Genomic DNA, 25,515 nt, shown 5'->3' with positions numbered 1-25,515 from the left:
GCCCCGCATCACCCCTATACCGCTGCGCTTCTCTCGGCGATTCCCGAGCGCTCGACCTCCAAGCGCCTGCCGACGATCCCCGGCATCGTGCCCGGGCAGGGCAACCGCCCCGACGGCTGTCTCTTCAATCCACGCTGCCCCAAGGCCGACGATCGCTGCCGCACCGTCGTGCCGCCGCGCCAAGGCCCGGCGCTCGGCGAGGCGCTGTGCCACTATCCCGAAAACCTGACGCAAACCCGCGAGGCCGCCTGATGGGTGCGATCATCACCGCCAAGGACCTGACACAGGTCTACGAGGTCGGCGGCGGGCTCTTCCGCAAGGCGGGTTCGCTGAAGGCTGTGAAGGATGCGAGCTTCGAGGTGGCGGAGGGCGAGACCCTGGCGATCGTCGGCGAGTCCGGCTGCGGCAAGTCGACCCTCGCGCGCATGCTGACGCTGATCGAGATCCCGACCGAGGGTCAGCTGACGATCGACGGCGTGCGCATCGAGAAGGGCGACCGGGCGGCGGTCGCCAAGCTGCGCTCCACCGTGCAGATCGTGTTCCAGAACCCCTACGGCGCGCTCAACCCGCGGCAGAAGGTCGGTGCGATCCTCGAAGAGCCGCTGAAGATCAACACCAAGCTCTCGGCCGCGGAGCGTCGCGTGAAGGCCGAGGCGGGTCTGGCCGAGGTCGGGCTGCGGCCCGAGCACTACGACCGCTACCCGCACATGTTCTCGGGCGGACAGCGCCAGCGCATCGCCATTGCCCGCGCCATCATGCTGGAGCCGAAGATCCTCGTGCTCGACGAGCCGGTCTCGGCGCTCGACGTGTCGATCCAGGCCCAGATCCTCAATCTCCTTGCCGATCTGCAGGAGCGGCTCGGCCTCACCTACGTGTTCATCAGCCACGACCTGTCGGTGGTGCGCCACGTCGCCAACCGGGTGATGGTCATGTATCTCGGCCGTCCCGTGGAGGTTGCTCCGGTCTCGGCCGTCTATGCCGAGCCGCTGCATCCCTATACGCGGGCGCTCCTCTCGGCGACGCCGGCGACGCGCCCCGAGGACAAGGTCGAACGCATCCGCCTGACCGGCGAACTGCCGTCGCCCTTCAACCCGCCGCCGGGCTGCTCCTTCAACCCGCGCTGCCCCTTCGCCAACGACCGCTGCCGCAGCGAGCGCCCCGAGCTGACGCGTCACGGCGAGACGATGGTGGCCTGTTTCGCGGTGGAAGAGGGACGTCTCCCGCATCTCCAGCGCGCCGCGGCCTGAGGGCGGCGATCGCCGAGGGCCTGCGTAACGCAGCCTCGGTCGAACTCGCCTCCTTCGCCCCATAGGGGAGAAGGTCCGGCAGGGGATGAGAGGGCTTGGCGTCCGGCCGGCGAGTGATGCGTCACTGCCCCGGTTCCGCGCTGAGCCTTTACGACAGATACAGCATGACCCTTTTCGCCCTGCCGGGTACTTCTCCCCGGAGGGGCGAAGACAGGTTGTCCTGAACCAATGGCGGTCCGCCGCCGAGCTGCCGGCTCAACCGCGCGGCGCGAGCACTGCCTGCAGTTCGCGGGTGCCGATGCGCCCGAGCAGGCGTCCCCGGTCGGCGACCACCACGTCGCCGCGCGCCAGGGCCGGCAGGACGCGCGCCAGCGGCGTGCCGACCTGGACGAGGCCGGCGAAGGACGCGGCGACGTCGTCGGGCGAGATCGGGCCCATCACGTCCTCGGCCTGGAGAAAGGACACGGGGCTGAGCTCGCTGAGATAGGCCGCGACATGCGGCGTCGCGGGCTCCAGCAGCAGTTCGCGCGGCGGTCCGGCCTGCGCCAGCCGGCCATTGTCGAGAACGGCGATCCGGTCGCCGACGCGCAGCGCCTCGGCGGGGTCGCGGCTGGTCAGCACCACGGTCTTTCCCGTACGCTCACGCATCCGCCGCAGCGCGTCGACGAGCGCGGGATCGCGCCAGGCGTCGGGCGTGTCGAAGGGATCGTCGAGCAGCAGGATCGGCTGGGGGCCGATCGAGGCCACGAGAAGCTGGATCCGCGGGCGCACCCCCGGCGGCAGGTCGCCGATGCGCACGTCCGCCCAGTCGCGCAGGCCCGCATTGGCGAGTTCCAGAACGGTTCGCGGCCCCCGGTCGCGCTTCGGCGTGCCCGCCCTCGCCAGGGCCGCCGCGACGACGTCGGCGATCGCCGCCTTCGGCGCCATCTCGATCGGGCGCGGAACGATCGCCACCGTCTCGTCGGCCCAGCGCTGGCGATGGCGCTTGGTCGCCGACCGCATCTCCACCGGCCCGTAGGCGGTCTCGGCCGCAAGGCTGCCGCGCGCGATCGCCACCGTGCCGTGGATGGCGGCGAGAAGGCTGGACTTGCCCGAGCCCGAGCCGCCGAGCACCACGAGGATCTCGCCGGGATAGAGGTCGAGGTCGATGTCGCTGAGCGCCACCGCGGTCTGCGTCGCGATGCGCACGGCGTGATGATCCTCTCCGCGATCGGCCCGGTCGAGCGCCGCTTCGGAGCGGCGGCCATGCGTGACGGCGAGGCGCCGGATGTGGATCTGCGGGGTCATGGTCGGGCTTATGCGGCAGCCCCATTCCCTTCGCAAGCGCCGCCTCGGCTCCCGTGCGCCGTGGCCGGTCAGACGGGCAGGGCGGTGGTGTTCTTGATCTCCTCCATCACCGCGTAGGTGTGGGTCTCGCGGATGCCCGGCAGGTCGAGCAGCGCCTTGGCGAGGAAGGCGCGATAGGCGTTCATGTCCTTCACCCGGGCCTTCACCAGATAGTCGAAGCCGCCGGCCACCATGTGGCACTCCATGATGTCGGCATTGGCCTTGGCGGCGGCGGCGAAGGCGGTGAAGACGTCCTCGCTCGTGCGGTCGAGCTTGACCTCGACGAAGACGATCAGCCCCCGGTCGAGCTTCTCTGGCGACAGACGCGCGTGATAGCCGAGGATGAAGCCCTCGCGCGACAGGCGCTTCACCCGGGCGGCCGTGGCCGTGGGCGACAGGTGGACACGCTCTGCGAGTTCTATCACGCTGAGGCGGGCCTCCGTCTGCAGGGCCTGGAGGATCTTGCGGTCTTTGGCGTCGAGCGTGGTGGTTTCCATCGGCGGATCTCGGCTGGATGGCGGAAAGCGTCGTTCCCACCCGCTTAAACGATGGGATCCGCACCGGCGAGGGCTGCTATGCATCGCCTACCCCGTTCGCCCCTTGAAGGATCGTTCGCCGATGTCCGTTTCGCCGTTTTCCGCGCCCTATGCCCCGAGCGACGCACAGGCCGTCGCCGAGCTTCTCGAGCGGGAGGCGAGTTTCGGCCCCGACGACGCGAAGGTGAAGCGCCGGGCGCGGTCCTATGTCGAGACGATCCGCTCACGCTCGGGCGGCGTCGGCGCGGTGGAAGACTTCATGCGCGAGTTCGGCCTCTCGACGCGTGAGGGCCTGGCGCTGATGGTGCTGGCCGAGGCGCTGCTGCGTGTGCCCGACACCGAGACGCAGGACCGGCTGATCGAGGACAAGATCGGCGCCGGCGACTGGGCCAACCGCGAGCCGATCGTCGACCAGAAGCTGATGGCGGCCTCGGCTTGGGCGCTCGGCCTGTCGGCGCGCATCATCCAGCCCGGCGAAAAGCCCTCCGGCGTCGTGTCGTCGCTGGTCAAGCGCCTCGGCGCGCCGGCCGTGCGAACGGCGACCCGCCAGGCGATGCGCTTTCTCGGCCGCCAGTTCGTGCTCGGCGAGACGATCGAGGACGCGCTGGAGCGGGCGCGGGGCCTCGAGAAGAAGGGCTATCGCCACTCCTACGACATGCTGGGCGAAGGCGCCCGCACCAAGGACGACGCCGCGCGCTACTTCAAGTCCTACGCCGACGCCATCGAGGCGATCGGCCGCAAGGCCGGCAACAAGGCGCTGCCCGACCGGCCCGGCATCTCGGTCAAGCTCTCGGCGCTGCATCCGCGTTATCATCCGACGCACCGCGAGACGGTGCTGCGCGAACTCGTGCCGCTCGTGGCCGACCTCGCGCAGAAGGCCCGCGCCTACGACCTGAACTTCACGATCGACGCCGAGGAGGCCGAGCGGCTTGAACTGTCGCTCGATGTGATCGACGCGGTGGTGCGGTCGCAGGATTTTCGCGGCTGGACCGGCTTCGGTCTGGCGATCCAGGCCTATGGCAAGCGTGTGGTGCCGGTGATCCGCCATCTCGACGCGCTCGCGCAAGAGGCGGGCATCCGCATGATGGTGCGCCTCGTGAAGGGCGCCTACTGGGACACCGAGATCAAGCAGGCGCAGGAAAAGGGCCTCGCGGGCTTTCCCGTTCACACCGTGAAGCCGGCCACAGACCTCTCCTATCTCGATGCCGCCAACGAGCTTCTGCGCCGCCGCGAGCGCCTCTATCCCCAGTTCGCCACGCACAACGCGCTGACGGTCGCGACCATCCTCGAGATGGCCGGCGACAATCCCGGCGGCTTCGAGTTCCAGCGCCTTCACGGCATGGGCGAGTCGCTCTACGAGGCGTTGCGCGACGATACGAAGGGCGCGGTGGCCTGCCGCATCTATGCACCGGTCGGCGGCTACAGCGACCTTCTCGCCTATCTCGTGCGGCGGCTTCTCGAGAACGGCGCCAACTCCTCCTTCGTCGCCAAGGTCGGCGATGCCAAGGTGCCGGTGGACGAACTTCTCGTGCATCCGCGCGATCTCCTGAAGGGCGGTCGCACGACCCATGTCGGCGTCGCCGCGCCGGCCGCGCTCTTCGGGGCGCGGGTGAACTCCAAGGGCACCGAGTTCGGCGATCGCCGCGCGCTGGCTTCGCTGCTGCGCGGCCGCGACGGGGCCAAGCTCGGCGGCCTGACGGCCGATCCGGCGGGCGGCCTCGACGCCGCAGCGCCGGCCGAGATCCGCTCGCCGGTGGACGGCGCGGTGGTGGGCCACAGCCGCTTCCTCACTGCGGCGGGCGCAAGCGCGCTGGTGGAGCGCGCCAAGGCCGGCACGCGCAAGGCCGAAGCCGTGCCCGCCGCGACCCGCGCAGCGCAGCTTCGCCGGGCCGCCGACCTGATGGAGGAGCGGCAGGGACCAATTCTGGCGCTTCTCACCCGCGAAGCCGGCAAGACGCTCGACGACGGCATCGCGGAGCTGCGCGAGGCCGTGGACTTCTGCCGCTTCTACGCGGCGGAGGCCGAGCGGACGCTCATTCACCCCGTACCGCTGCCGGGGCCGACAGGGGAGGAGAACCGCCTCGTCTATCGCTCGCGCGGCGTCGCGGTCTGCATCTCGCCCTGGAACTTCCCGCTGGCGATCTTCCTCGGCCAGGTCGCGGCGGCGCTGGCCGGCGGCAACGTCGTGATCGCCAAGCCCGCCGAGCAGACGCCGCTCGTTGCCAAGCTGGCGGTGGATCTCCTGCACGAGGCGGGATTTGCCGCCGACATCCTTCATTTCGCGCCCGGCGGCGGCGAATGCGGCGCGGCGCTGGTGGCCGATCCCGCCACCGCGCTCGTCGCCTTCACCGGCTCCACCGACACCGCCTTCGCCATCAACCGCGCGCTCGCCGCTCGCAACGCCCCGATCGCGCCGCTCATCGCCGAGACCGGCGGTCTCAATGCGATGATCGTCGATGCCACCGCGCTGCCCGAGCAGGTGGCCGACGACGTCGTGCGCTCGGCCTTCCGCTCGGCCGGTCAGCGCTGCTCGGCGCTGCGGCTGCTCTTCGTGCAGGCCGACGTCGCCGACCGGATGCTGAAGATGATCGAGGGCTCGGCGCGCGAGCTGCATGTCGGCGACCCCGCCGACCTCGAGACCGATGTCGGCCCGGTGATCGACGCCGCGCAGCTGGCGATGCTGGATGGGCATCTGGCGGACATGAAGCGCACGCAGAAGGTCCGTTTCGTCGGCGATACCGGGCCGGACCTGCCGAAGGATGGCCACTGGTTCGCGCCGGCCATCGTCGAACTCGACCGCGCCGAGGCGATGACGCGCGAGATCTTTGGTCCCGTGCTGCATGTCGTGCGCTGGAAGGCGGGCGAACTCGGCAAGGTCTGCGACGCCATCGAGGCCACCGGCTTCGGCCTGACGCTCGGCGTCCACTCGCGCATCGACGAGACCATCGACTTCGTGAAGGAGCGGCTGACGGTCGGCAACGTCTACGTCAACCGCAACATGATCGGCGCCGTGGTGGGCTCGCAGCCCTTCGGCGGCTCCGGGCTTTCGGGCACCGGGCCGAAGGCGGGTGGGCCGAACTATCTCGCCCGCTTCGTGCGCGAGCAGGTGATCTCCACCAACACCGCGGCGGCCGGCGGGAATGCCAGCCTGATCGCCGGCAGCGGCGAATAGCGGGGATCGATCCTTCGCCCGCCTGACGATCGCCGATTGTCGGGCGGGTTGTGCCGTGGTTAGTCTCCCATCTGCCCGAACCGCCGAAGAGCGGACGGGCCGTTTCGGGGAGGGACCGCAGATGATCAGTCGCATCGGGCTCAGGGGCCTTGTCGTCGTCGCCGCGCTCATGGCGCCGCAGGGATCGTGGGCGCAGCAGGCCGCGCCGAGCTGGACGGCGTCCTGGGGCGCCAGTCCAGTCTTCGATGTCGGGCCGGAGCTTAGCAACACGACGGTGCGCCAATTCGTGCGCCTTTCGGCCGGCGGGTCGCAGGTCCGCATCCGCTTCTCGAACGAGACCGGCCGCGCGCCGCTGGTGATCGGCGCCGCCAGTCTGGCGCGGCCGGGCAATGCCGCCGGCTCGATCGACGCCGGCTCGGCGTTGCCGCTGACCTTTGCGGGCCAGAGCACCGTCAGCGTGCCGCCGGGCGCCCCGATGCTGTCCGACCCGGTCGATCTCGCCGTGGAGCCGCTCGCGACCCTGGCGGTGACGATGCACGTGGCGCGCTGGACCGGACCGTCGGTGATCCACCTCGACGCCGTGCAGACCGCCTACATGGTGGAGGGCAACCACGTCTCGGACGCCGAGTTCACAACGCCGAAGACCGCGCTGCAGCGCTTCTACCTCAGCGGCGTCGAGGTCTCCTCGCCGGGTCGCGCCGCGCCGACGCTCGTCACCTTCGGCGATTCCATCACCGACGGCTACCATTCGACGGTGGATGCCAACCGCCGCTGGCCCGATCGCCTCGCCGAGCGCCTGTCGCAGCGGGGCGCGGGGCGCGACGTCGGCATCGTCAACGCCGGCATCAGCGGCAACCGCGTGCTGCATGACCGTCCGGAAGAGATGTTCGGTCCGAGCGCGCTCGCCCGGCTCGACCGCGACGCGCTGGCCCAGCCCGGCCTTCGCTGGCTGGTGGTGATGGAGGGGATCAACGATATCGGCCATCCGACCTCGGCGGGCCTCACCGAGCAGGCCGTCAGCGCCGACCAGATCATCGCCGGGCACCGGCAGATCATCGCCCGTGCCAAGGCGAAGGGAATCAAGGTCTACGGCGCGACGCTGACACCCTTCGAGGGCACGATCTTCCCTGGCTACTTCACGCCGGAGGGCGAGACCAAGCGGCAGGCGGTCAATGTCTGGATCCGGACGGGTGGCGCCTACGACGCGGTGATCGACTTCGACGCGGTGCTGCGCGATCCCGCCAACCCCGCGCGGATGAAGGCCGAGTTCGACGAGGGCGACCACCTCCATCCCAACGATGCCGGCTACCGCGCGATGGCCGACTCGATCGATCTGGCGCTGTTCGACTGACCTTCGCCGCGAGGCCGGCTGTGAATATGCGGCGCCGGGGTGTTTCCTTCGGCGCCGGGATGGGGCACCTCCCTGATCCCGGCGAACCGAACCGGACGAGGGACCCCGAGACATGAGCGAGCCGACCTCCGACATCGCGATCGCGCGCCGCGCCCGCAAGCTGCCGATCGCCGACATCGCCGCGCGGCTCGCCATTCCCGCCGAGGCGGTGATCCCCTATGGCCGCGACAAGGCCAAGATCGACGCGGAGTTCCTGCGCGCGCTGGAGGGGCGGCCCGTGGGCAAGCTCATCCTCGTCACCGCGATCAATCCGACACCGGCGGGCGAGGGCAAGACCACGACGACGGTGGGCCTCGGAGATGGGTTGAACGCCATCGGCAGGCGGGCGGCGATCTGCCTGCGAGAGCCCTCGCTCGGCCCCTGCTTCGGCCAGAAGGGGGGAGCTGCCGGCGGCGGACGGGCGCAGGTCGTTCCGATGGAGGACATCAACCTCCACTTCACCGGCGACTTCCACGCCATCACCACGGCGCACAATCTCCTCGCCGCGATGATCGACAACCACATGCACTGGGGCAACGCGCTGGGGCTCGACCCCCGCCGCATCGTCTGGCGCCGCGTGGTCGACATGAACGACCGGGCGCTGCGCGACATCGTCCAGTCGCTCGGTGGCCCTGCCAACGGCCTGCCGCGCGAGAGCGGCTTCGACATCACGGTCGCCTCCGAGATCATGGCGATCGTCTGCCTCGCGGCCGATCTGGAAGACCTGGAGGCCCGCCTCGGGCGCATCGTCGTCGGCTACCGGCCCGACAAGAGCCGCGTCTATGCGCGCGATCTGAAGGCCGACGGCGCGATGGCGGTGCTCCTGAAAGACGCGATGCTGCCCAACCTCGTGCAGACGCTGGAGAACAATCCGGCCTTCGTTCATGGCGGGCCCTTCGCCAACATCGCCCATGGCTGCAACTCGGTGGTGGCGACGCGCGCGGCGCTGCGGCTGGCCGACTACGTCGTGACCGAGGCCGGCTTCGGGGCCGATCTCGGCGCCGAGAAGTTCTTCGACATCAAGTGCCGGCAGGCGGGCCTGACGCCGGATGCCACCGTGATCGTCGCGACGGTGCGCGCGCTGAAGATGAACGGCGGCGTCGCCAAGGCCGATCTCGGGCGCGAGGACGTCGCGGCCGTGCGGCGCGGCGCGGTCAACCTCCAGCGCCATATCGGCAATTGCCAGAGCTTCGGCGTGCCGGTGATCGTCGCGATCAACCATTTCGGCACCGATACGGACGACGAGATCGACGCCGTGCGCTTGGCGGCCGAGGCCGCCGGTGTCGAGGCGGTGCTCTGCCGGCATTGGGCGCAGGGGTCGGCGGGCATTCTCGACCTCGCCCACCGGGTCGCGGCGCTCGCCGACGGCGGCACGGCGCGGTTCAGGCCGATCTATCCCGACGCGATGAGCCTTCTCGGCAAGATCGAGACGGTGGTGAAGGACATCTATCACGGCGCCGCCGTCACCGCCGAGCCGGCGGTGCTGCGCGAACTCGAGAGCTTCGAGCGCGACGGCTACGGCGCGCTGCCGGTCTGCATGGCCAAGACGCAATATTCCTTCTCCACCGACCCCGGCCGCCTGGGGGCGCCGAGCGACCATGTCGTGCACGTGCGGCAGGTGCGGCTGGCGGCGGGGGCGGGCTATGTCGTGGCGATCTGCGGCGACATCCTCACCATGCCCGGCCTGCCGCGTCACCCCGCGGCCGAGGCGATCCGCCTGAACGAGGAGGGGCTGGTCGAGGGCCTGTTCTAGCCGCACGTCAGCGCATCGCGATCGCAACCTTCGCAACGGTTTGGCAGGGGGAACGGCACCGGGCCCGGGTCCTGGATTAAAACCGCGTCATGACAGGCTTTTAACTGTCGAAGACGCGAGATCGGGCGCAGCATTCCCGTCGGGCGCAGCAAGACGGACGCGTCGGCAATTCCGCCGATCGATCGCGACGAGCTTGGAGCCGCGCCGACCGAGGAGTTATGGACATGACCCGTTCCTTCACCGCTGCCGCAACCCTCTTCATCCTTGGTGCGCTCTCGACCGGGGCGTTCGCGGCGACCGCGACCCGGTACGACGTCGCCGTTCGTCATCCCGTTCATCCCGCACAGACCAGCCGCGTGATGAGCGAGAAGGAGAACAAGTCGCCCGGCCTGTCGGCCGTGCTGGCCGCCTCCGATGGGGTGATCTACGACCCCGCCACGAACGACGCCCGCACGCACGGCCTGCCGAACTTCTGAACTTCTGAACGCCCGCCGTACCGATCCAAGGGCCGTGCCGCATCGGGCGCGGCCCTTTTTCCCGTTCGGCCCGCGCGTTGCCCTTGTTCTCGCGCCTCGACCCCGCGATCCTGCCCGGACGAACGGGAGGAAACGGGCATGAGCGAAGATCTGGTTTTCTATACCAACCCCATGTCGCGCGGTCGCATCGTGCGGTGGATGCTGGAGGAGGTGGGCGCGCCCTACCGGACCGAGTTGCTGGAATACGGCACCACGATGAAGGCGGGGGACTACCGGGCGATCAATCCGATGGGGAAGGTGCCGGCGATCCGGCACGGCGACGCCGTCGTGACCGAGGCGGCGGCGATCTGCTGCTATCTCGCCGATGCGTTCCCGGAGGCGGGGCTGGCGCCCGAGCGCGGGCGCGATCGCGCCGACTACTATCGATGGCTGTTCTTCGGGGCGGGCCCGCTGGAAGCAGCGATCACCAACCGCGCCATCGGCGTGTCGGTGGCGGAAGACCAGAGCCGCATGGTCGGCTACGGCTCCTATGAGCAGACGATGGCGACCCTCGACTACGCCGTCTCGCGCCATCCCTACATCGCCGGAGACCGGTTCACCGCCGCCGACGTCTATGTCGGCGCGGCCATCGGGTTCGGCCTGCGCTTCGGCTCGATCGAGCGCCGCCCGGCCTTCGTCGCCTATCACGACCGGCTGGCCGCGCGGCCGGCCCTGCTGCGGGCGCAGCAGATCGACGACGACCTAATGCGGGAGATGCAGGAAAGGGGCGGCTGAAGGCACCCTGCGCACTTGCGAAGCACTGGCATATAAGGGTTTGCGCCGTTTTCCCGATTGCGGATCGGCCGGCCTTGAGCTAACCCTTGGCGCATGACGAACGCACGCTGCATCATGAATTGGTGGCAGACCCGCTCCTAAAGCGGCTTTGCGAACCCTTGCATGCGTTCGACGAACAAAGGCCGCACCGGATCATCCGGCGGCCTTTTTTGCGTTATGCGGCCGCGAGGGCCGGTGCCTTCTGAGGAAAGTGACTGCCATGACCCTCGAAACCGGCGCCGACGGCGCGTTCCACTACGTCACCGAAGGCGGGGTCGAGATCACCCGGCGCCGACGCGACGTCGCCTATGCCGGCGCGATCGAGCCCTATGTCGACCGCCTCGACACTCGCCGCGGCGCGGTCTTTTCGTCGAACTACGAGTATCCCGGCCGCTACACGCGCTGGGACACCGCGATCGTCGATCCGCCGCTGTCCGTCACCTCCTCGGGCCGCAAGGTCTGGGTCGAGGCGCTGAACGAGCGCGGCAAGGTTCTGCTCGGCTTCGTCGCCGCCACGCTGGACGGCCATGAGGACATCGCGGACTGCGAGGTCACGGAGGCCCGCATCGACCTGACGGTGGCGCTGCCGTCGCGGGCCTTCACCGAGGAGGAGCGCTCGCGCATGCCGACCGTCTTCTCGGTCCTGCGCGCGATCGTGGCGCTGTTCAAATCCGATGAGGACAGCGATCTCGGCCTCTACGGCGCCTTCGGCTACGATCTGGCGTTCCAGTTCGATCCGGTGAAGGAGACGCAGCCGCGCGACGGCACGCAGCGCGATCTCGTGCTCTATCTCCCCGACGAGATCCTGATGGTGGATCACTACGCGGCCAAGGCCTATGTCGAGGCCTACGAGTTCGCGAAGGACGGCCACTCGACCATCGGGCGTGCCGGCGGCGGCGCGGACGCGCCCTTCGCGCCGGCCGACCGGATCCCGCCGCGCGGCGACCACAAGCCCGGCGAGTATGCCGCTCTCGTGCGTCGCGCCAAGGAGAAGTTCATGCGCGGCGACCTCTTCGAGGTCGTGCCGGGGCAGACCTTCTACGAACGGGCCGAGCACAAGCCCTCCGAGATCTCGCGCCGGCTGAAGGGCATCAATCCCTCGCCCTACTCGTTCTTCATCAATCTCGGCGGCAACGAGTTCCTCGTCGGCGCCTCGCCGGAGATGTTCATCCGCGTCTCCGGCCGGCGGGTCGAGACCTGCCCGATCTCCGGCACGATCCGCCGCGGCGAGGATGCGATCTCGGATTCCGAGCAGATCCTCAAGCTCTTGAACTCGAAGAAGGACGAGTCCGAGCTCACCATGTGCTCGGATGTCGATCGCAACGACAAGAGCCGCGTCTGCGAGCCCGGCTCGGTTCGCGTCATCGGTCGGCGGCAGATCGAGATGTATTCGCGCCTGATCCATACGGTCGATCACATCGAGGGCCGGCTGCGCGAGGGCATGGATGCGATGGACGCGTTCCTGTCCCACGCCTGGGCGGTGACCGTTACGGGTGCGCCCAAGCTCTGGGCCATGCGGTTCATCGAGGAGAACGAGAAAAGCGCCCGCGCCTGGTATGGCGGCGCGGTGGGCATGATGCACTTCAATGGCGACATGAACACCGGCCTGACGCTGCGCACGATCCGCCTGAAGGACGGCATTGCCGAGGTGCGCGCCGGGGCGACGCTGCTCTACGATTCCAACCCCGAAGAGGAGGAGGCCGAGACCGAGCTGAAGGCGTCCGCGATGATCTCGGCGATCCGTGAGGCCGGTGCCTCGAATGCGGCGCCGGGCGCCGCCGAGCGCGCCAAGGTGGGCGTCGGCGTCAAGATCCTCCTCGTCGATCACGAGGACAGCTTCGTCCACACGCTGGCCAACTACTTCCGCCAGACCGGCGCCGAGGTGGTGACGGTGCGCACGCCCGTGCCGGAGGAGATCTTCGACCGGGTCTCGCCCGACCTCGTGGTGCTCTCGCCCGGGCCCGGCAAGCCCGACGACTTCGACTGTCGCGGCACGATCGCGCTTGCCCGCAAGCGCGGCGCGCCGATCTTCGGCGTCTGCCTCGGCCTCCAGGCGCTGGCGGAAAGCTACGGCGGGACGCTGCGCACGCTGCACGTTCCCGTTCACGGCAAGCCCTCGCGGGTGCGCGTCGACAAAAGCGGCATCATCTTTGCGGGTCTACCGAGCGAGGTGACGGTGGGGCGCTACCATTCGATCTTCGCCGATCCGGTGCGCCTGTCGAAGGATTTCATCGTCACGGCCGAGACCGACGACGGCATCGTCATGGCCTTCGAGCACAAGTCGGAGCCGGTGGCGGCGGTACAGTTCCATCCCGAGAGCATCATGAGCCTCGGCGGTGACGCCGGGATGCGGATGATCGAGAACATCGTCACGCATCTGCCGCGTCGCTCGCGCGTCAAGGCTGCCTGATCGATGACAGCTGCCGCAGGCTTCGCCATGGCCGACGAGCCGGGGCGCGTCGTCAAGCGCACGGCGATGATGACGATCGGCGTCGCCATCCTCGTGCTGGCGATCAAGTATCTGGCCTATGCCGTCACCGGTTCGGTGGCGTTGTTCTCCGATGCTCTGGAATCGATCGTCAACGTGGTCGCGGGCCTCATTGCCCTCTGGGCGGTGAGCCTCAGCTACAAGCCGGCCGACAGCGATCATCCGTTCGGGCACACCAAGGCCGAGTATTTCTCGGCCGTGGTGGAGGGCGTGCTGATCGTCCTCGCCTCGCTGCTTATCTTGCGCGAGGCCTGGGGTGCCTATCTGCAGCCGCGCGCGATCGAGGCGCCGATGCTCGGCATCGCCATCAACTCGGTCGCCACCGCCATCAATCTCGGCTGGGCTCTGGTCCTCATCCGCAAGGGGCGGGAGCATCGCTCGCCCGCACTCGACGCCGACGGACGCCACATCATGGCCGACGTCGTCACGTCGGTCGGCGTGCTCGGCGGCCTCGCCGTCGCGACGGCCACGGGCTGGGCCTTTCTCGACCCGGCGCTCGCCGCGCTCGTGGCGCTCAACATCCTGCGCGAAGGCTGGAAGGTCGTCGCCAATTCGCTTTCAGGCCTGATGGACCGGGCGCTGGAGCCCGGCGAGGAGGCCAAGGTCCGCGAGATCATCTCGGCGTCCGGTTCGGGCGCGCTCGAGGTCCACGACGTCAAGACCCGGATCGCCGGTCGGGCCATCTTCATCGAGTTCCACATGGTGGTCACCAGCGTGATGACGGTGGGGGAGGCGCACGTGATCTGCGACCGGCTGGAGGAGGCTCTGCAGGACGCCTTCGAAGGGGCGAGGGTGCTGATCCATGTCGAGCCGGAAGCGGAGGCCAAGCAGATCGGCGTGCCAGTGATCTGAGCCGGACTTGAAGCGATGGATGAAGAGGGGCGTTCGCTTGTGCAGCGGACGCCCCTTTTTTGTGCGTGACGGAATCGTGACGCTTGTGCAGGCTCTGATCACGTGACTGTAAGCAATTGGAAAAGTTCCGATTTCATCGCTGACGGACTGTTCAACGAATGGATCTCGCAACTGCGAAGGCGATGCTTACATCGGGTTCATCGAGCAACGCCGAGCGCGGATCAACTCCTTCCTGATCCCCAAGGCGCTGCGAAAGAAAACCGCTTCAAGGAACAACAAAATGAAGATCATCGCTCTCGCCTCCGCCGCCTTCGTCTCCCTCGCCGCCCTGACCGGTGCCGCCTCCGCCGCCGGCATCGTCCCGGGTTCGGATCACTTTACCGAAGCCCGTGCGGACTACGAGGCCAACACGGTGATCGTCGGCACCGCCAATGGCCGTGCGCCGCTTGCCGAGACCAACACGACCCGCACCTACGGTTATCCGGTCGTGACCGGTTCGGAGGACGGCATCATCCCGGGCTCGCGCACAACGACGCACGCCGAAGAGACCCGTGACCTGAACAACGTCGCACGCGGCGTGTTCAACCAGGGCAACGTCGCGACCCCGGTCGCACGCGGCGCCTTCGTCCCCGGTTCGAGCGCCTTCTAAGTCAAGACGCTTCGTCCGCCCGGTCAAGGCATTCGATAAAAAGCCCGGTTCGCGAGAACCGGGCTTTTTCGCGTTTTGGCGGCGAGCATCGGCCGAGGCGCTTGCCTTCGCGCCCGTTCGAGGGCAATCATGCCGCCATGAACGCATTCGCAACCCAGTTCGGCCGTCCGGCCTCGAACACGGCCTTCCCGGCCGCGGGTTCTTCGCGTCTTCATCTCGGGCTGCTTCTCGCGCTTATCGGCGATCGTCGGGCCCATTGATCGAAGGGGCGCCCGGCGGTCGAGCCGGCGCATGACGCCTTCCAGTCTCTTCGGCTTTACATCCCTCCGCAAATCCTGAAAGACGCGGTCTGACCCGCGCGCAGCGCCCGCGCCGCCGTCTTTGCCGAACGAGCAAGGTAGTCCCATGTCCTCATCCGCCCCGATGACGGCCGCCAAGGCCCCCGTCATGGCCACGGCCTCCACCAAGTATCAGCCCTATCCGGCCGTCGACTTGCCTGATCGCCAGTGGCCGTCCCGCCGCATCGAGACCGCGCCGATCTGGTGTTCGGTGGACCTGCGCGACGGCAATCAGGCGCTCGTCGACCCGATGGGGCAGGAGCGCAAGGCCCGCATGTTCGCGCTGCTCAAGGCGATGAAGTTCAAGGAGATCGAGATCGGTTTCCCGTCGGCCTCGCAGACCGACTTCGACTTCGTGCGCTGGTGCATCGAGGAGGGCGGCGTCACCAAAGACATGTCGCTGCAGGTGCTCGTCCAGTGCCGGCCCGAACTCATCACCCGCACCTTCGAGAGCCTGGAGGGCGCGCACCGGCCGATCGTGCACTTCTACAACTCGACGAGCGAGTTGCAGCGCCGCGTCGTCTTCGGCAAGGACCGCGCCGGCATCCGGCAGATCGCGGTGGACGCCGCCAAGATGATCACCGACATGGCGGCGAAGGCCGGCGGCGGCTTCCGCTTCGAATATTCGCCGGAAAGCTTCACCGGCACCGAGCTCGAATTCTCGCTGGAGATCTGCAACGCCATCGCCGAGGTGGTGCAGCCGAGCGTCGAGAACCGATTGATCCTCAATCTGCCGGCAACCGTCGAGATGTCGACGCCGAACATTCATGCCGACCAGATTGAGTGGATGAGCCGCAACCTCGACAATCGCGAGACGCTCATCGTCTCGCTGCATCCGCATAACGACCGTGGCACGGCCATCGCGGCGACCGAACTCGGCCTCATGGCCGGCGCCGACCGCGTCGAGGGCACCTTGTTCGGCAATGGCGAGCGCACCGGCAACGTCGATCTGGTGACGCTGGCGCTCAACATGTTCACGCAAGGGGTGGACCCCGAACTCGACGTCTCCGACATCAACCGCATCAAGGACGTCTTCGAGCATTGCAACCAGCTCGCGATCGGCGAGCGGCATCCCTATGTCGGCGAGCTCGTCTACACCGCCTTTTCGGGCTCGCACCAGGACGCGATCAACAAGGGCCTCAAGGCCTCGAAGATCGCCAATTCGCCCCTTTGGGAGGTGCCCTACCTGCCGATCGATCCGAAGGATGTCGGGCGGTCCTACGAGGCAATCATCCGGATCAACTCGCAGTCGGGGAAGGGGGGCATCGCCTATGTGCTGCAGGCCGACTACGGCCTGAACCTGCCGCGCAGCCTGCAGGTCGAGTTCCGCGAGGACATCCAGCGGATCACCGACGAAGAGGGCAAGGAATTGCCGGTGAAGCGGATCTACGACCGATTCATCGAGCGCTATGTCGAGCAGCCCGGCGCCCGCTTCGTCTATGTCGATCACACCACGCGGACCGAAGGGCAGAAGACCAACCGCGTGGTCGAGGCGACGATCCTCGACAACGGCGTCGAGGTGCACATCACCGGACGCGGCACCGGAGCGATCGACGGGTTCATGGACGCGCTGACGCGCCATCTCGGCACCGAGATGAGTGTTGCCGACTATTCGGAACACTCGCTGCAGCGCGGCTCCAACGCTTCGGCGATCGCCTACATGGAACTGGAGCATGCCGGCGGGCGGCTGTTCGGCGCGGGCATCGACCAGAACGCCACCACGGCGTCGCTCCGGGCGATCGTCGCCGCCATCAATCAATTCGCGACGAATTAAGCTCGATTCGTCGCGAGCTCGCTATAGACTCGCCTAGCATCCGGACCGGGGCGAATGCTCCGGTCCGGTTTCGCGAAAGCTCGCGAGGCTAGGGATCGAAGGACGGTCCGCGCGACGACCATGAGGGTCGGAGCGACGGGATCGAGGTCGAGGTGACGAGATGGCCGAGGCGAGAACCGCGCTAGCGGTGCCGAACGGAACGAAGCGGCTGGCGGACGCCGTGCGCGCGGCCAAGATCGCCGCAGCGCAGCGCACCGACATCGTCGTCGACATCCGCGAGGCCGACCGGGCGCGCCTCGAGATTTTCGCCGACGAGCTCCAGCCGATCATCGACGCCATTCCGCCGGGCGACGATCTCTTCGACTTCATGCTGTCTGGCGGTCCGCAGCCGCGGTTCTGGATCGACGGCACTGCGCAGGTGATGATGGCACGCGACCGGCGCACCTACCGCTTCGTGCGCGAGACGCGGCTCGGCCGGGTCACGCTCGCCGAATCCACCGAAAGCCGCGCGATCGTCGACCGCGTCACCGACTACGTCGCCGAACGCATCGTCGAGCGCGACAAGGCGCTGGCCGTCCATGACGGCCACGGCTACCGGGCAAGCGAGCGTCTCGCGCTGCCGATCGCCCACGCGTCGCCGCCTACAAACGACGATCCGCTGCGCATGCCCGCGCGGCCGCGCTCGACCGATTTCGTCATCGCCCTGTCCTGGCTGATGATCGGCATCGTCGTCGGCGTCGGCTTCCTGATGTTCCTCGCGGCCCTGCGCGGCACGCCCGTCGTCTGAGGCGACAGGCGCGTCAGGCGTTTTCCTGCACCGGCACCGTTCTGCGCGATCCCGTTCGCCGACGCCGATCGAGCGCCAGCACGGCTGCGCCTGCGATCAGCCCCCAGAACGGCGCGCTGATGCCGAAGATGCTCGTGCCGGATGCGGTCACGAGAAAGCAGATCGTCGCCGCTTCCCGGTCGCCGGCATCGGCCATCGCGCCGGTCAGCGAGGCCGAGAATGCGCCGACCAGCGCCAGTCCCGCCATCGCCTGCACGAGCAGCGGCGCTTCGCCGGCAAAGGCGGTGACGATGCCCGCCCCGAGCCCGAAGGCGATATAGACCGCGCCGGCGACGACGCCGGCCCACCAGCGCTTCGAGCGATCCGGCCCTGCCTCGTCGCCCGCGCAGATCGCCGCCGTCATCGCCGCGAGATTGACCGAGTGGCCGCCGAAGGGCGCCGTGACAAGGGTCGCGAGGCCGGTGAGTGTGAAGAGCGGTCGCGGCGGCGGCACGAAGCCGTTGACCTTCAGCACCGCCAGTCCTGGGATGTTCTGCGAGGCCATCGTCACGACGAAGAGCGGTAGCGAGGTGCCGACGATGGCGGCGAGCGTGAACTCGGGCCAGACGAAGACCGGGGTCGGAACGATCGGTCCTGCCATAAGATCGACGCCGCTGCCGCGCCAGAGAATGATCGCGACCGTCACCACGGCCGCAGCCGGCACGGCGTAGAGGCGTTTCCAGCGGCCGACGAGGAGCCAGGTTCCCGCGATGGCCAGACCCGCCGCGGGGCTTTCGACCACGGCGCGCACCGGCGCGAGGCAGAGCGCCAGGAGGATGCCGGCCAGCATGGCATTGGCGAGCGAGGTGGGGATCGCCGAGATCAGCCGTCCGAGCGGGCGAAACAGGCCGCTGGCGACCACGAGCAGGCCGGCCACGAGAAAGGCGCCGACGGCGACGGAAAACCCGCCCTGCGGCGCACCGCTCGCCGCCAGCAGCGCCGCGCCCGGCGTCGACCACGCGACGGGGATGGGCATGCGCGTGTGCAGCGACAGAATGATGCCGCAGGTGCCCATCACCACAGTCAGCGCCATCAGGCCCGAAGCCGCCTGCGCCTGGCTCGCCCCGGCGCCCGTCAGCCCCTGCAGGATGACGGTGAAGGAACTGGTGAAGGCGACGAACGACGACAGGACGCCGGCGGAAACGGCGGCAAGGGGCGGCATGCGCATCGGGCGGCTTTCGGCATCGACGGGAACGATCCCGCGGGCTTACGACCGTGCACCTCGCCGGGGCAAGACCGGAATTGCGCGGGGACCAACTGCCGATACCGCTCACTCACGACGGGGCCTTGCTCGTCCCGTCGATACGCGTCGCCTCAGGCGTCGCCAGCAACCTCTGCCCGAAACGGGTCTGCCGTCTCTGCGTCCTCGCGCGGGCGCGCGTCCACCGCCCGGCCGTTCGAAAGAAGCTGGCGCTCGCGGATCCAGTCGATCCCCGATCCATCGGCCCGCAGGCCCCGCTCGCGCTGCGTCAGCGACCAAGCGCCGGGACCGCCCTCGATTTCGAAGATGTTGTAGCGCGAGGCCGGCTTGTCACCCCCGGCATTCTGGCTGGCCGACGGCACGCCCACCACCGGCACCTTCGTGCCGTCCGGCCCGTTCAGCCAGTAGAGCGTATCAAGATGCGTGTGGCCGTGCAGAACGAGGTCGGCGCCGACATCGTGGATCACCTTCGAGAAGAACTGCTTGCCGATCAGCCGTTTCGACCAGGCGGCGGCGCCGGCGATGGGAGGATGATGGATCATCACGACGCGGAAGAGACCCTTGGCTTTCGCCTCGGACAGCAGGCGCGCGGTGGCGAGCGCCTGTCCGCGTTTGAACGTGCCGGTGGCGAAGAAGGGGACGGTGGCCTCGGCGCTCGACGTGCCGACGATGGCGACGGGCCCGCGCACCCGCATATAGGGGAAATGGCGACCCGGCCCGCTGCGGGCATTGTCGCCGACGAGATAGGGATGCCATTCGCGGAAGGCGCGGGCAAGCGCGCCCGGCACGTAGGCGTCGTGATTGCCGGGAACGACCGACACCCATTTGGCGTCGCCGAGATCGTCCAGCCAGATCCGCGCGCCCGCGATCTCGGTGCGCGTCGCGAGGTTGACGAGGTCGCCGGTGACCGCGACATGATCGGGGCGCTGCGCCTTCATGTCGGCCACGAGGCGCAGGAGCGTGTCGCCGAACATGGCGCGCTTCCGGTTGCGCTGCCAGTTGATGTAGCCGGTGATCCGCTTGGAGGCGAGCTCGCGATAGGAAAGCTCGGGAAGGGGACCCAGATGGATGTCGGAGAGATGTGCGAGGCGAAACATGGGGACTGAACTAGCCGCGCCGCCGACCTTGGGAAGGGCGATGGCCTACCGGTTCCTGTCGGTCGATGGGAAGGCCCGGGCATGAACCGCATTGCCGCCCGGCTGATCGGCGGGCCTCTGCGCCTCGCCGCCTTCGCGCAACGCTCGATGACGCTCGGCGTGCGCGTCGCCGCCTTCGACGAGGCGGGGAGGCTCTTCCTCGTGCGCCACACCTACCTGCCGGGCTGGTACATGCCGGGCGGCGGCGTCGACCCCGGCGAGACCGTCGAGGATGCCGCGCATCGCGAGGCGCGCGAGGAGGGCAATCTCCTGCTCGAAGCGCCGCTGGCCTTGCACGGCGTCTTCTACAATCGCCGGCAGGGGCGCGACCACATCGTCGTCTATCGCTGCGACGGCGCCCGGCAGACCGCGCCGCGCGAGCCCGACCGCGAGATCGCCGAGAGCGGCTTCTTCGCGCTCGACGCCCTGCCCGAAAGCGTCACCCCGGCGACCCGCCGCCGGCTCGATGAGATGGCCGGGCGGGTTACCGTGACGCCCGACTGGTAGCGATCAAGCCTTCGCGAGATGGTCGCGCCCATGCGGCCGGGCGAGATCCTGCTCGGGGCCGAGCGGCACGATCCCTGTCGGATTGATCGTGCCGTGGCTCTCGTAATAGTGGTGCTTGATGTGGTGGAAATCGGTGGTCTCGGCGACGCCGGGCCACTGGTAGAGCTCCAGCATGTAGCCGTAGAGGTTGGGATAGTCGGCGATCCGCCGGCGGTTGCACTTGAAGTGGCCGACATAGACGGGATCGAAGCGGATCAGCGTGGTGAACAGGCGCCAGTCAGCTTCGGTGATGCGCGAACCCGTCAGGTAGCGCTGGCGAGACAGTCGATCTTCCAACCGGTCCAGCGTCGCGAACAGGACATGGAACGGCTCTTCGTAGGCCTCCTGCGTGGTGGCGAAACCGCACTTGTAGACGCCGTTGTTGACGCTCTCGTAGACGAGCGCGTTCACGGCATCGATTTCATCCCTCAGTTCGGCCGGGCAGAAATCGTCGGTCACGTCCGTGAAGGCATCGAAGGACGAGTTGAGCATCCGCAGGATCTCGGACGACTCGTTGTTGACGATCGTCCCCTCCTTCTTGTCCCACAGCACCGGCACGGTGACGCGGCCGGTGTAGTGCGGATCGGCTCGCAGATAGACCTCGTAGAGCTTCGAGGCGCCGTTGATCGTATCGGGAACCGTGCCCTGCCGGTCGGAAAACTCCCAACCGTTCTCACCCATGAACCAGTCGACGACCGAGATCGAGATCACATCGTCGAGCGCCTTGAGCTTGCGCAGGATCAGCGCCCTGTGGGCCCACGGGCAGGCGAGCGAGACGTAGAGATGATAGCGCCCGCCCTCGGCCGGCACCCCGTCCTGCCCGTCCGGGCCGGGAGATCCGTCGGCCGTCACCCAGCTGCGGAAGCTCGTGGTGGTTCGCTTGAAGGATCCGCCGGTCGACTTCGTGTCGTACCACTTGTCCTGCCATGTCCCGTCGACCAGAAGGCCCATCGTCCGCTCCCGCTTCGCGTGTCGTCGCGACCATAAGCTCATCGGCGGCGCCGCGTTCCCCCGTCATGCGGCAACGGAGCGTCACGGCGATCTGGGCGTCTTCCGGCAATGCCCGCCATGGACGCCGCCGTCGTGCGATGCTAAGAGCACCCGCCGGATCGACGAGAGCCGCGCACGAACCGGTCCGGAGACCCCATGATCCTGCTGCGACGACGACGCGAGACGGCGGCCCATGCCGCCCCGCATCCCATCTTCGCCGCCTGACCCGAGACGGGCCGGGCGTGCGGATCGACGCGACCCGTGCCGTCAGGACCTCTCCCATGCTCTCGCTTCTCCAAGACCTCGACCTGCGTTTCGACGCGGAAACCCCCGATCATGGACCCGCGATCGAAGCGATCTCGGCGGAAGCCTTCGGCCCCGGCCGTTTCGTGCGGGCCGCCGAGCGCGTTCGCGAGACCGCACCGCACGATCCCGCTCTGTCCGTCGTCGCGATCCTGCGCGGCGAGGTCGTCGGCTCGGTGCGCCAGACCCGGATCGCGATTGGCGGAACGCCGGCGCTGATGCTCGGTCCGCTCGCCGTGCGTCCGGCTTTCAAGAAGCGCGGCATCGGCCGCACCCTCCTCGGCCTTGCGGCGGAAGTCGCGGCGACGGCTGGCGAGCGTGCGATCTTCCTCGTCGGCGACCGCGCCTACTACATGCCGCTCGGCTACCGGCCGCTGCCGGTCGGGTCCGTGCGCATGCCCGCCCCGGTGGACGAGAGCCGGATCCTCGGTCTCGAACTCGTGCCGGGTGCCTTCGCGGGCGTCTGTGGTGCGGTGGGCCCGCGCTGATCCGCTGTTACGACAACAGGCCGTAGTCGCCCTTCAGGCTGCTGCGCTGGCCGAGATCCTTTCGGTGCTCGGCCAGCCAGGCATCGGTAGCGGTGCGGCCCATGTCGCGCAGGTCCGTCAATTCCGACCAGCGCGTGTCGAGCTTGCTGATCGACCCGCGCCGCGTCAGCGCGTCGCCGGCCGTGATCATGTGCAGGCGCAGCGATGCGATCCGGCGAAGGACCGGGTTCTCGAGATCCTCGGCCCGCGCCAGCCGGGCGATTTCCGTGAGCATGCGAAGGTCGCGCCGAAGCGAGGCGTTGAAGGTGATCTCGTTGACGCGGCCCATGATTTCGACGGGCTCTTCGGGGACGCCATCGCGCACGAAGGGAGTCACCTGCACGATCAGGATGTCGCTCGTTCCGCGATCCTCGGCGAAGAACGGCGTCAGCACGGGATTGCCGAGATAGCCGCCGTCCCAGTAGGAGCGGCCGTCGATTTCCACCGCGCGGAAGAGATCGGGCAGACAGGCCGAGGCGAGAAGCGCGTCCGCCGTCAGTTCCGCACCGGTGAAGACGCGCGCCGCACCGGCTTCGACGTCGGTGGCTGAAACGAAGGTCGGCAACGTCGTCTGACTTTGGAGAAGCGGCAGGTCGATCGAGCTCTCGACGACGCTGCGCAGCGCGTTCGCCCGCGGCAGACCGGGGCTATAGGGCGAGACGAGCTGGCCGAAGAGCTGAAGTCGCTCCAGCGCCTTGTGGATCAGGGCGCGCGGGAGCGGAAAGAAGGGGAGGGCGTTCGTTGCCGCCCCGAGCGGCGAGCGTTCCGAAACCGTGCGCCAGAGGCGGGTCAAGGCGGCTCGGGCTGCATCGTTGCCGCCAGCGGCATGGCCAGCCGCGAGACTGGCAGCATTCAGGGCTCCGGCACTCGTGCCGCTGACCGCGGCGATCTCGAAATCGGGTTCCTCGAGAAGGCGATCGAGAACGCCCCAAGTGAAGGCGCCGTGGGCGCCGCCGCCCTGAAGGGCGAGGCAGATGCGAGGCATGTCAGGTCCGTCTCCGTTCCGCCTCCCGCGTCAGGTTGATGGCGCTCCTCCGGGCGCCACCGTGATAGCGCACCGCGCGGCCGATCGTTCCCGCCGATCCGCCCGTTCGCTTCAGCGGCCTTCGCGATACCAGGTCGCGGAGAGTGCGAAGAGCAGAACGGCGAGGCCGAGGAAGCCCGCGAAGAGTGGCGTGCGCTCGACGCCGCGCAGCACGGTCTCGTCCGTGGTCTTGAGCCCGATCCAGTCGCGCCCTTCCGCATCGGCCCGGCCCGAAACCGGGACGATGCGGGGCACCTCGATGCCGCCAGTCGCCTCGGCCAGCCGCCGCACGCTGCCGCCGGTCGCCTCGGCCAGAGGGCCGAGCTTGTCCTGCGTCGAGATCGCCTCGCGATATTCGCGCGGGTTCACTGGTCCGATATTGGCAAGCGCGCGAAGGTCGCCATTGGCCACCTGATAGAGACCGAGTTCGGTGGTCTCGACGGTGCTCCGCCATTCGCCGGCGCCCTGATCCACCATCGTCACCTGGCTGGCCTGACCCGAGGGCGTCACCAGAGTCGCCGGGCCGGGATCGTCGCCGATCGTGTGGCGGGTGATGACCAGCTCGGACCCGGTGCCCTCGGCGTCGAGCGCCTCTTCTTCCAGCTCCGGCTCCTTCATCAGCCAGTGCGCGAGACGGCGGAAGAGGGCGACATGCGGTCCACCGCCCTCGAAGCCGCGCGACCAGAGCCAGCCCTGATCCGACAAGAGCAGCGCGACGCGGCCTTCGCCGGCGCGATTGAGAACGAGAAGTGGCTTGCCGTCAGGCCCGTTCATCACGGTTTCGCCCTGCGTCGGGCCGACATCGATCGTGCGGAACCAGGGGCTCCAGTTCGGCGGGCTCGCCTCTGAGCCGGGCAGGCCGCGCGTCACAGGGTGCTTGCGGCCGAGATCGGAGAGAACGGGGCGGAAGGCACGCTCGTCCACTTGGCCCGTCGGCAGGGCCGGCAGGATCGCGCTGAGCGGCGAGTTGGCGACCGAGTCCGGCCCGGCATATTCGGGACCGGAGGCGATGAGCATCGCACCGCCGTTCTGAACGTATTGCGCGATGTAGTCGTAATAGAGCGTCGGCAGCACGCCGCGACGCTGGTAGCGGTCGAAGATGATGAGGTCGAAATCGTCGATCTTCTCGACGAAGAGTTCACGTGTCGGGAAAGCGATCAGCGACAACTCGTTGATTGGCGTGCCGTCCTGCTTTTCCGGCGGGCGCAGGATGGTGAAGTGGACGAGATCCACCGCCGCGTCGGATTTCAGGAGATTGCGCCACGTGCGCTCGCCGGCATGCGGCTCGCCCGAGACGAGAAGCACGCGCAGGTTCTCGCGAATGCCGTCGATCACCGCGATCGCCCGGTTGTTGACCGGGGTGATCTCGGTGGGGTCGCGTGCCGCCGACAGCTCGACGATGTTCTTGCCGGCGCGGGGCAAGGTCAGCTCGACGCTGACATCGCTGCCGGGCAAGGCGCTCTGGCGTTCGACGAGGTCGCCGTTGAGGAAGATCTGCACGTCGACCGGGTTGCGCGAGGCCTTGGGGCCTTCCTCGATCACGCGGTAGGTGAGGGTCTGGGGCTGGTCGACGAGACCGAAGCGCGGCGAAGTGACGACCTCCAGTCGCCGGTCGAACTCGTCCGGCCGTCCGGTGACGAGACCGTGGACCGGCGCGTCGAAACCGAGCGCGGCGGCGTTGGCGGGAATGTCGTGGATCTGGCCGTCCGTCACCATGATGGCGCCGCCGACGCGGGCCGGCGCGACATCCTGCAGCGTCTGTCCCATCGCGCCGAACAGCGCCGTCGTGGCGTCGCCGTCGCCGCCCGAGCGCGCCTCGACGGTGCGGACCTCGAAATCCGGGAAGCGGGCGAGACTGGCCTGCAGTGCCTCCACCGCCGCGTCGGTCTGCGCGGTGCGCTCGCCGATCGTCTGGCTTTGCGAGCGGTCGACGACGAGGGCGACGACGCTCTTGAGCGGATCGCGCTCCTCGCGCAGCACGACGGGATTGAGGATGGCGAGCAGCAGCGCGGCGATCGCCAGCACCCGCACGATGGAGCCGCGCAGCCGGGCGAAGAGGAGGGCCGCGGCCAAGAGAACGGCGGGCACCGCGAGGATCGCGATCACTGTCCAGGTGAAGAAGGGCGAGAGCTCGAGGGACCAGGTCAC

At 68.5% G+C, this 25,515-nt stretch carries 21 protein-coding genes; 14 read left to right on the top strand and 7 right to left on the bottom strand.

What is annotated here, in order from left to right; all coding sequences use genetic code 11:
* On the top strand, positions 1 to 252 hold a 252-nt coding region (locus AUL33_RS03740), incomplete at its 5' end, for an oligopeptide/dipeptide ABC transporter ATP-binding protein (RefSeq protein WP_374754402.1).
* Positions 249 to 1,247 carry a dipeptide ABC transporter ATP-binding protein gene (locus tag AUL33_RS03735; protein ID WP_062203873.1) on the top strand — a complete coding sequence of 333 codons (999 nt, stop codon included), beginning with the start codon at positions 249 to 251 and terminating at the stop codon, positions 1,245 to 1,247. The genes AUL33_RS03740 and AUL33_RS03735, both read left to right, overlap by 4 nt.
* Before the next feature lie 255 nt (positions 1,248 to 1,502).
* Here the strand turns inward: AUL33_RS03735 and AUL33_RS03730 are convergent, their stop codons facing one another.
* Both AUL33_RS03730 and AUL33_RS03725 read right to left on the bottom strand, forming a co-directional pair.
* The gene (locus AUL33_RS03730; protein WP_062203864.1) at positions 1,503 to 2,534 is read right to left on the bottom strand and encodes an ATP-binding cassette domain-containing protein; all 1,032 of its coding nucleotides are present in this window, start codon (positions 2,532 to 2,534) and stop codon (positions 1,503 to 1,505) included.
* Between the two features lie 68 nt (positions 2,535 to 2,602).
* Complete coding sequence (locus AUL33_RS03725; RefSeq protein ID WP_062203862.1) at positions 2,603 to 3,070, bottom strand: Lrp/AsnC ligand binding domain-containing protein; 468 nt, start codon at positions 3,068 to 3,070, stop codon at positions 2,603 to 2,605.
* A gap of 121 nt (positions 3,071 to 3,191) precedes the next feature.
* On the opposite strand from AUL33_RS03725, the gene putA reads away from it, so the two are divergent.
* The 10 genes from putA to AUL33_RS03675 all read left to right on the top strand — a co-directional run bounded on the left by putA (position 3,192) and on the right by AUL33_RS03675 (position 17,601).
* On the top strand, positions 3,192 to 6,281 hold the full coding sequence (gene putA, locus AUL33_RS03720; RefSeq protein ID WP_062203859.1) for a bifunctional proline dehydrogenase/L-glutamate gamma-semialdehyde dehydrogenase PutA: 3,090 nt from the start codon (positions 3,192 to 3,194) through the stop codon (positions 6,279 to 6,281).
* A gap of 121 nt (positions 6,282 to 6,402) precedes the next feature.
* Positions 6,403 to 7,632, top strand: a complete 1,230-nt coding sequence (locus tag AUL33_RS03715) for an SGNH/GDSL hydrolase family protein (protein ID WP_062203855.1) — start codon at positions 6,403 to 6,405, stop codon at positions 7,630 to 7,632.
* A 112-nt stretch (positions 7,633 to 7,744) separates the two neighbouring features.
* Complete coding sequence (locus tag AUL33_RS03710) at positions 7,745 to 9,424, top strand: formate--tetrahydrofolate ligase (protein ID WP_062203853.1); 1,680 nt, start codon at positions 7,745 to 7,747, stop codon at positions 9,422 to 9,424.
* 224 nt (positions 9,425 to 9,648) lie between these two features.
* Complete coding sequence (locus AUL33_RS03705) at positions 9,649 to 9,900, top strand: hypothetical protein (protein WP_156419269.1); 252 nt, start codon at positions 9,649 to 9,651, stop codon at positions 9,898 to 9,900.
* Between the two features lie 138 nt (positions 9,901 to 10,038).
* The gene (locus AUL33_RS03700; protein ID WP_062203846.1) at positions 10,039 to 10,674 is read left to right on the top strand and encodes a glutathione S-transferase family protein; all 636 of its coding nucleotides are present in this window, start codon (positions 10,039 to 10,041) and stop codon (positions 10,672 to 10,674) included.
* A gap of 259 nt (positions 10,675 to 10,933) precedes the next feature.
* Positions 10,934 to 13,123 (top strand): anthranilate synthase, encoded by a 2,190-nt coding sequence (locus AUL33_RS03695; RefSeq protein ID WP_062203842.1) that lies wholly within the window; start codon positions 10,934 to 10,936, stop codon positions 13,121 to 13,123.
* A 3-nt stretch (positions 13,124 to 13,126) separates the two neighbouring features.
* Complete coding sequence (locus tag AUL33_RS03690; protein ID WP_082652287.1) at positions 13,127 to 14,053, top strand: cation diffusion facilitator family transporter; 927 nt, start codon at positions 13,127 to 13,129, stop codon at positions 14,051 to 14,053.
* 280 nt (positions 14,054 to 14,333) lie between these two features.
* Positions 14,334 to 14,702 carry a hypothetical protein gene (locus AUL33_RS03685; RefSeq protein WP_062203836.1) on the top strand — a complete coding sequence of 123 codons (369 nt, stop codon included), beginning with the start codon at positions 14,334 to 14,336 and terminating at the stop codon, positions 14,700 to 14,702.
* Between the two features lie 405 nt (positions 14,703 to 15,107).
* Complete coding sequence (gene leuA, locus AUL33_RS03680; RefSeq protein ID WP_062203833.1) at positions 15,108 to 16,814, top strand: 2-isopropylmalate synthase; 1,707 nt, start codon at positions 15,108 to 15,110, stop codon at positions 16,812 to 16,814.
* Between the two features lie 160 nt (positions 16,815 to 16,974).
* Positions 16,975 to 17,601: a hypothetical protein gene (locus AUL33_RS03675; protein ID WP_062203830.1), complete on the top strand. Its 627-nt coding sequence runs from the start codon at positions 16,975 to 16,977 to the stop codon at positions 17,599 to 17,601.
* Between the two features lie 13 nt (positions 17,602 to 17,614).
* Here AUL33_RS03675 and AUL33_RS03670 read toward each other — a convergent pair whose 3' ends face one another.
* Together AUL33_RS03670 and AUL33_RS03665 are read right to left on the bottom strand one after the other, a co-directional pair.
* Positions 17,615 to 18,808, bottom strand: a complete 1,194-nt coding sequence (locus AUL33_RS03670; protein WP_062203827.1) for a benzoate/H(+) symporter BenE family transporter — start codon at positions 18,806 to 18,808, stop codon at positions 17,615 to 17,617.
* Between the two features lie 146 nt (positions 18,809 to 18,954).
* Positions 18,955 to 19,938 carry a metallophosphoesterase gene (locus tag AUL33_RS03665; protein ID WP_062203825.1) on the bottom strand — a complete coding sequence of 328 codons (984 nt, stop codon included), beginning with the start codon at positions 19,936 to 19,938 and terminating at the stop codon, positions 18,955 to 18,957.
* 81 nt (positions 19,939 to 20,019) lie between these two features.
* On the opposite strand from AUL33_RS03665, the gene AUL33_RS03660 reads away from it, so the two are divergent.
* Positions 20,020 to 20,484: an NUDIX domain-containing protein gene (locus tag AUL33_RS03660; protein ID WP_062203822.1), complete on the top strand. Its 465-nt coding sequence runs from the start codon at positions 20,020 to 20,022 to the stop codon at positions 20,482 to 20,484.
* Between the two features lie 3 nt (positions 20,485 to 20,487).
* On the opposite strand, the gene AUL33_RS03655 is transcribed toward AUL33_RS03660, so the two are convergent.
* Positions 20,488 to 21,474, bottom strand: coding sequence for a glutathione S-transferase family protein (locus tag AUL33_RS03655; protein ID WP_062203819.1), 987 nt, complete (start codon positions 21,472 to 21,474; stop codon positions 20,488 to 20,490).
* A gap of 320 nt (positions 21,475 to 21,794) precedes the next feature.
* Between AUL33_RS03655 and AUL33_RS03650 the strand changes: the two genes are divergently transcribed.
* Entirely contained in the window at positions 21,795 to 22,304 is a 510-nt protein-coding gene (locus AUL33_RS03650) for a GNAT family N-acetyltransferase (RefSeq protein WP_062203814.1), read from the top strand.
* A gap of 7 nt (positions 22,305 to 22,311) precedes the next feature.
* On the opposite strand, the gene AUL33_RS03645 is transcribed toward AUL33_RS03650, so the two are convergent.
* Together AUL33_RS03645 and AUL33_RS03640 are read right to left on the bottom strand one after the other, a co-directional pair.
* On the bottom strand, positions 22,312 to 23,328 hold the full coding sequence (locus AUL33_RS03645; RefSeq protein ID WP_062203812.1) for a patatin-like phospholipase family protein: 1,017 nt from the start codon (positions 23,326 to 23,328) through the stop codon (positions 22,312 to 22,314).
* A gap of 111 nt (positions 23,329 to 23,439) precedes the next feature.
* Positions 23,440 to 25,515 (bottom strand): hypothetical protein, encoded by a 2,076-nt coding sequence (locus AUL33_RS03640; RefSeq protein WP_062203810.1) that lies wholly within the window; start codon positions 25,513 to 25,515, stop codon positions 23,440 to 23,442.

Source organism: Aureimonas sp. AU12 (assembly GCF_001463705.1).
Lineage (GTDB): Bacteria > Pseudomonadota > Alphaproteobacteria > Rhizobiales > Rhizobiaceae > Aureimonas.
This window is presented reverse-complemented; position numbering and strand designations above follow the sequence as displayed.

What these genes read in the sequence shown, in the direction of transcription:
- AUL33_RS03730 (WP_062203864.1), bottom strand. Translation starts at nt 2,534, where the DNA reads ATGACCCCGCAGATCCACATCCGGCGCCTCGCCGTCACGCATGGCCGC.
- AUL33_RS03725 (WP_062203862.1), bottom strand. Translation starts at nt 3,070, where the DNA reads ATGGAAACCACCACGCTCGACGCCAAAGACCGCAAGATCCTCCAGGCC.
- putA (WP_062203859.1), top strand. Translation starts at nt 3,192, where the DNA reads ATGTCCGTTTCGCCGTTTTCCGCGCCCTATGCCCCGAGCGACGCACAG.
- AUL33_RS03715 (WP_062203855.1), top strand. Translation starts at nt 6,403, where the DNA reads ATGATCAGTCGCATCGGGCTCAGGGGCCTTGTCGTCGTCGCCGCGCTC.
- AUL33_RS03710 (WP_062203853.1), top strand. Translation starts at nt 7,745, where the DNA reads ATGAGCGAGCCGACCTCCGACATCGCGATCGCGCGCCGCGCCCGCAAG.
- AUL33_RS03705 (WP_156419269.1), top strand. Translation starts at nt 9,649, where the DNA reads ATGACCCGTTCCTTCACCGCTGCCGCAACCCTCTTCATCCTTGGTGCG.
- AUL33_RS03700 (WP_062203846.1), top strand. Translation starts at nt 10,039, where the DNA reads ATGAGCGAAGATCTGGTTTTCTATACCAACCCCATGTCGCGCGGTCGC.
- AUL33_RS03695 (WP_062203842.1), top strand. Translation starts at nt 10,934, where the DNA reads ATGACCCTCGAAACCGGCGCCGACGGCGCGTTCCACTACGTCACCGAA.
- AUL33_RS03690 (WP_082652287.1), top strand. Translation starts at nt 13,127, where the DNA reads ATGACAGCTGCCGCAGGCTTCGCCATGGCCGACGAGCCGGGGCGCGTC.
- AUL33_RS03685 (WP_062203836.1), top strand. Translation starts at nt 14,334, where the DNA reads ATGAAGATCATCGCTCTCGCCTCCGCCGCCTTCGTCTCCCTCGCCGCC.
- leuA (WP_062203833.1), top strand. Translation starts at nt 15,108, where the DNA reads ATGTCCTCATCCGCCCCGATGACGGCCGCCAAGGCCCCCGTCATGGCC.
- AUL33_RS03675 (WP_062203830.1), top strand. Translation starts at nt 16,975, where the DNA reads ATGGCCGAGGCGAGAACCGCGCTAGCGGTGCCGAACGGAACGAAGCGG.
- AUL33_RS03670 (WP_062203827.1), bottom strand. Translation starts at nt 18,808, where the DNA reads ATGCGCATGCCGCCCCTTGCCGCCGTTTCCGCCGGCGTCCTGTCGTCG.
- AUL33_RS03665 (WP_062203825.1), bottom strand. Translation starts at nt 19,938, where the DNA reads ATGTTTCGCCTCGCACATCTCTCCGACATCCATCTGGGTCCCCTTCCC.
- AUL33_RS03660 (WP_062203822.1), top strand. Translation starts at nt 20,020, where the DNA reads ATGAACCGCATTGCCGCCCGGCTGATCGGCGGGCCTCTGCGCCTCGCC.
- AUL33_RS03655 (WP_062203819.1), bottom strand. Translation starts at nt 21,474, where the DNA reads ATGGGCCTTCTGGTCGACGGGACATGGCAGGACAAGTGGTACGACACG.
- AUL33_RS03650 (WP_062203814.1), top strand. Translation starts at nt 21,795, where the DNA reads ATGCTCTCGCTTCTCCAAGACCTCGACCTGCGTTTCGACGCGGAAACC.
- AUL33_RS03645 (WP_062203812.1), bottom strand. Translation starts at nt 23,328, where the DNA reads ATGCCTCGCATCTGCCTCGCCCTTCAGGGCGGCGGCGCCCACGGCGCC.